The sequence below is a fragment of the Rhodococcus sp. (in: high G+C Gram-positive bacteria) genome (assembly GCF_049591685.1).
In the GTDB taxonomy this organism is placed as follows: Bacteria; Actinomycetota; Actinomycetes; order Mycobacteriales; family Mycobacteriaceae; genus Rhodococcoides.
In genome coordinates, this window is the sequence record NZ_JBAWFH010000545.1 from 1 (window position 1) to 4374 (window position 4374).

Consider the following 4374-nt stretch of genomic DNA (forward strand, 5'->3'; position numbering starts at 1 on the left):
GGCATAAGCCGACGGATTTACAGTCCGCTCCCATTGGCCGCTCGGGCAATCTGCCAGGTTTGCACCCGAAAAGTTTTAGCTCTTCGGCGCGGTGAGAAGAATACAACGAACGTGCCCCCTCGGCGCAAACCGGGTGGATAGCGGGGGTGCGGACCGGCTAACGTCGAGTACGAAACCGAGCAAGACACCCATCTACACAGGAGTGACAAGTGGCTGATTCTTCCTTCGACGTGGTGAGCAAGGTCGACCGTCAAGAGGTCGACAATGCTCTCGGACAAGCTGCGAAGGAGCTGTCGACGCGCTTCGACTTCCGCGGATCGGGCACCGTCATCGAGTGGTCGGGCAGCGGGGAGTCCGAAGTGATCGTCATCACCTCGGAGAGCGAGGAGAAGGTCAAGGCCGCGCTCGACGTGTTCAAGGAGAAGCTCATCCGTCGGGACGTCTCGCTCAAGGCGTTCGAGACCAACGACCCGGCAGCGTCGGGCAAGGTCTACAAGGTCACCGGCAAGCTCGTGCAGGGCATTACCACCGAGAACGCCAAGAAGCTCACGAAAAAGATTCGCGACGACGGCCCCAAGGGCGTCAAGGCCCAGATCCAGGGCGACGAGCTACGCGTCAGCAGCAAGAAGCGCGACGACCTTCAGGCCGTGCAGCAACTGCTCAAGTCCGAGGATTTCGGGATCGCATTGCAGTTCGTCAACTACCGGTAGCAGCTACCCGCCGCGGGCCATCCGCTCGAGTCTCTCGATTCGTTCGGCCATCGGGGGGTGGGTCGCGAACAGTTTCCCGACCCTCTCCCCAGCGCGGAACGGACTGGCGATCATCAGGTGCGATTCGGCGGCGAGGCGCGGTTCGGGCGGAAGCGGCTTGGCCTGGACCCCGAGTTCGAGCTTGCGTAGCGCCGACGCCAACGCGAGCGGGTCGCCGGTGAGTTCGGCTCCGGACTGATCGGCCTGATATTCACGCGAACGCGACACGGCCAGTCTGACGACCGTGGCCGCGATCGGTCCGAGCAGCGATACCAGCAGCAGCGCGAACGGGTTGGCACCGTTGTTGCCGCGGCCCCCGAACATCGACGCGAACATGGCGAAGTTGGCGAGACCCGAGATGACCGCGGCCATCGCACCGGCTACGGACGAGATCAGAATGTCCCGGTTGTAGACGTGAGAGAGCTCGTGGCCGAGCACGGCGCGTAGTTCGCGCTCGTCGAGGATCGCCAGGATGCCGGTGGTGCAACACACCGCTGCGTTCCGCGGGTTACGTCCGGTGGCGAACGCATTGGGATTGTTGGTGGGGCTGATGTACAGCGCGGGCATTGGCTGATGCGCGGTGGTCGCGAGCTCCCGGACGATTCGGTACATCGCCGGCGCTTCCACTTCGGTGACGGGCTGGGCGCGCATCGACCGGAGCGCCAACCTCGCACTGCCCCAGTACGCGTAGCCGTTGGCGCCGACGGCCAACACCACCGACAGGACCAGAATCGTCGGACTGTCGAACAGGGAGCCAACGAACACGATGAGCGCCGACATCCCCACCAGCAGCCCGAACGTCTTCGCCCCGTTCGCGTAACTCATCGGTCGCCTCTTCCCGACAAACACCTGCCTGTCGTGAGAAGAACGAGCACGACGCCCGACTGGTTCCCTGTCGGAAGCCCGGGCCTCACAGCACTTTTCAGCCGACGCGTTCGACCGTGTAGTCGACGAGCCGCCCGAGCGCGTAGTTGGCGGCGCCCTGAGGAAGAGTGGCCAGTTCGGCGTGAGCCTTTGCCGCGAAGTCGCCGAGCGTCGCCTTCGCCTTGTCCATGCCCGGCGAACGCCCGAGAAGCGCCAACGCCTCCGCCACCTCGGCGTCATCGGTGATCGGGCCGCTCAACAGTGCGCGCATGCGGTCGCCGTCAGCACCCTCGTCGCGGAGCGCGTACAGAACGGGCAGCGTGTGCACGCCCTCCCGGAGGTCGGTACCGGGAGTCTTACCCGACTGCTCCGACGCGGACGAGATGTCGATGATGTCGTCGGAAATCTGGAAGGCCGTTCCGACGGCGTCGCCGAGACGCTCGAGCGATGCGATGTGGTCGGCGTCGCCCCCGGAGAAGGTTCCTCCGAAGCGCCCGCACGCTGCGATGAGCGATCCGGTCTTCTCCCACACCACGCGCAGGTAGTGCGCGACGGGATCCTCGTCCTTCTTGACGCCGATCGTTTCGCGCATCTGCCCGGTGACGAGCTCTGCAAAGGTTTCGGCGATGATGCGAACGGCCTCGGGCCCAAGCGTCGACACCAGGCGTGAGGCGTGAGCGAACAGGTAGTCGCCGGCGAGGATGGCGATGCTGTTGCCCCAGCGCGAGTTGGCGCTCTCGGCGCCGCGTCGCATGGTTGCCTCGTCCATCACATCGTCGTGGTACAGCGTCGCAAGGTGAACCAGCTCGACGACGGTGGCGGCCGTGACGATGGACTCGTCGGTCGGGTTTGGCCCGAGCTGCGCAGTGAGGATGGTGAACAGCGGGCGGAAACGCTTGCCGCCTGCTTTCGCGAGATGCAATGCGGCCTCGGTCAGGAAATCCTCGCCGTCCGACAACTCGGCGATCATCAGTTTTTCGACGCGTTCGAGACCTGCGGCAACGGTTCGTGCAAGCTCTGGGTCGACCAGATCCACCCCGGCAACGACCGTAGATCCGGCCGTCTGACCGGGTCGTTCCGCGGGTTCGACTCCCACGTCGTCTGTGCTCACGATGATGGTCCCGTCCTCTTCGTCTTCGGCGAATGCTTCTTTTTGTGATCCCGACGTATCCGGCTCTACCGTAGTGAACCGGGTACGGGCCACGGCCGGAAGGTGCCGCAGACCACGGTGACATAGCCCGCACCTGCGGCCGTGACCCCGGTCGCAGACCCCGCCGCTGCTTTACTGGAGGGCGTGACTGCTTCCCGATCGACCGATGTTCTCGTCGTAGGCGCCGGTCCGGCCGGTTCCGCTGCAGCGGCATGGGCAGCGCGTGGCGGCCGGGAAGTGGTGCTCGCCGACGCGGCCACCTTCCCCCGAGACAAGGCCTGCGGCGACGGCCTCACCCCGCGGGCGATCGCCGAACTCGACCGGCTCGGGCTGGGCAGCTGGATCCGCGGACGCACCGAGAACCGCGGACTGCGGCTCTCCGGGTTCGGCCAAGAGTTGCAACTCGACTGGCCCGGCGGCAGCCTCCCGTCCATCGGCAGCGCCGTGCCCCGAACCGAACTCGACGACCGAATCCGCAGTGTCGCAATCGAATCCGGCGCGACGATGATGGAGGGGGCAAAGGCGATCGGCGTCGAACGGGACGGCAACGCCATCACCTCCGTGCGGTTCGACGGCGGCGAAGAAGTCCGCTGCTCCACCCTGATCGTCGCCGACGGGGTGCGCTCGTCGCTCGGCAAGAAACTCGGCCGGGAGTGGCACCGCGACACCACCTTCGGCGTCGCCGCCCGCGCATACATCACCTCGGGACGCTCGGACGACCCGTACATTTCCTCACACCTCGAACTGCGCGACGGCGACGGCACCCTGCAGCCCGGCTACGGGTGGGTCTTCCCGCTCGGCACGGGCGAGGTGAACATCGGCGTCGGAACACTGGCGACGGCGAAGCGCCCCGGCCCAGGAGCTCTCCGCCCCCTGCTCGACCTGTACACCCGGCAGCGACGCACCGATTGGCAACTCGACGGCGAACTGCGCGCGGTGGCGTCGGCACTGCTACCGATGGGCGGTGCCGTGTCAGGCGTCGCAGGCAAGAACTGGGCGATCATCGGCGACGCCGCCGCGTGTGTGAATCCACTCAACGGCGAGGGCATCGACTACGGCCTCGAGGGCGGAAGGTTCATCGCCGACATGCTCGGGGAAACCGACCTCACCGAGGCCTGGCCCGCACTACTCCGCGAGCACTACGGGCAGGCGTTCTCCATTGCTCGACGCCTCTCCGGGCTGCTGACCGTGCCTCGGTTCCTGCCCGCCACCGGCCCGATCGGCATGCGTTCTCGCGCACTGATGAAGGTCGCCGTTCGGGTCATGGGCAACCTCGTCACCGAAGCGGACTCGGACGTCGTCGCGCGGGCATGGAGAGCGTCGGGGACCGCGTCGCTGAAGATCGATTCGCGGCCGCCGTTCAGTTGATGCCGCTCCGCGCCCGTGTTTGAAAAATGCGGTTCCAACAACACTTTTGGCGCACGGGCGCGAAGCGCCTGATGCACGGGCGCGCAGCGCCTAACGCACTGCGCGGTGCAGGGCGACGATGCCACCGGTGAGGTTGCGCCACTGCACTTCCGACCACCCGGAGTCGGCGATGGTCTGGGCGAGCTGCTGCTGCGTCGGCCACGCTCGGATGGATTCGGCGAGGTAGACGTACGCGTCGGGGTT

Annotated in this window: 5 protein-coding genes; 2 read left to right on the forward strand and 3 right to left on the reverse strand. The window is 66.2% G+C overall.

Translation table 11 applies throughout. The features are described from left to right. Window positions 1-209 precede the first annotated feature (209 nt). On the forward strand, window positions 210-710 hold the full coding sequence (locus tag WBQ44_RS22360; protein ID WP_495568852.1) for a YajQ family cyclic di-GMP-binding protein: 501 nt from the start codon (window positions 210-212) through the stop codon (window positions 708-710). A gap of 3 nt (window positions 711-713) precedes the next feature. On the opposite strand, the gene htpX is transcribed toward WBQ44_RS22360, so the two are convergent. Together htpX and WBQ44_RS22370 are read right to left on the reverse strand one after the other, a co-directional pair. After that, on the reverse strand, window positions 714-1574 hold the full coding sequence (htpX, locus tag WBQ44_RS22365) for a zinc metalloprotease HtpX (RefSeq protein ID WP_495568853.1): 861 nt from the start codon (window positions 1572-1574) through the stop codon (window positions 714-716). A gap of 97 nt (window positions 1575-1671) precedes the next feature. Continuing rightward, on the reverse strand, window positions 1672-2724 hold the full coding sequence (locus WBQ44_RS22370) for a polyprenyl synthetase family protein (protein WP_495568854.1): 1053 nt from the start codon (window positions 2722-2724) through the stop codon (window positions 1672-1674). Between the two features lie 183 nt (window positions 2725-2907). Between WBQ44_RS22370 and WBQ44_RS22375 the strand changes: the two genes are divergently transcribed. Beyond that, window positions 2908-4131 carry a geranylgeranyl reductase family protein gene (locus WBQ44_RS22375; protein WP_495568855.1) on the forward strand — a complete coding sequence of 408 codons (1224 nt, stop codon included), beginning with the start codon at window positions 2908-2910 and terminating at the stop codon, window positions 4129-4131. Window positions 4132-4221: 90 nt separating this feature from the next. On the opposite strand, the gene WBQ44_RS22380 is transcribed toward WBQ44_RS22375, so the two are convergent. Then, the coding region (locus tag WBQ44_RS22380) for a class I SAM-dependent methyltransferase (protein WP_495568856.1) at window positions 4222-4374 on the reverse strand (153 nt) is incomplete at its 5' end.

Bases quoted from the DNA above. Each gene is read 5' to 3' on its own strand.
- htpX (WP_495568853.1), bottom strand. From the start codon at position 1,574: ATGAGTTACGCGAACGGGGCGAAGACGTTCGGGCTGCTGGTGGGGATG.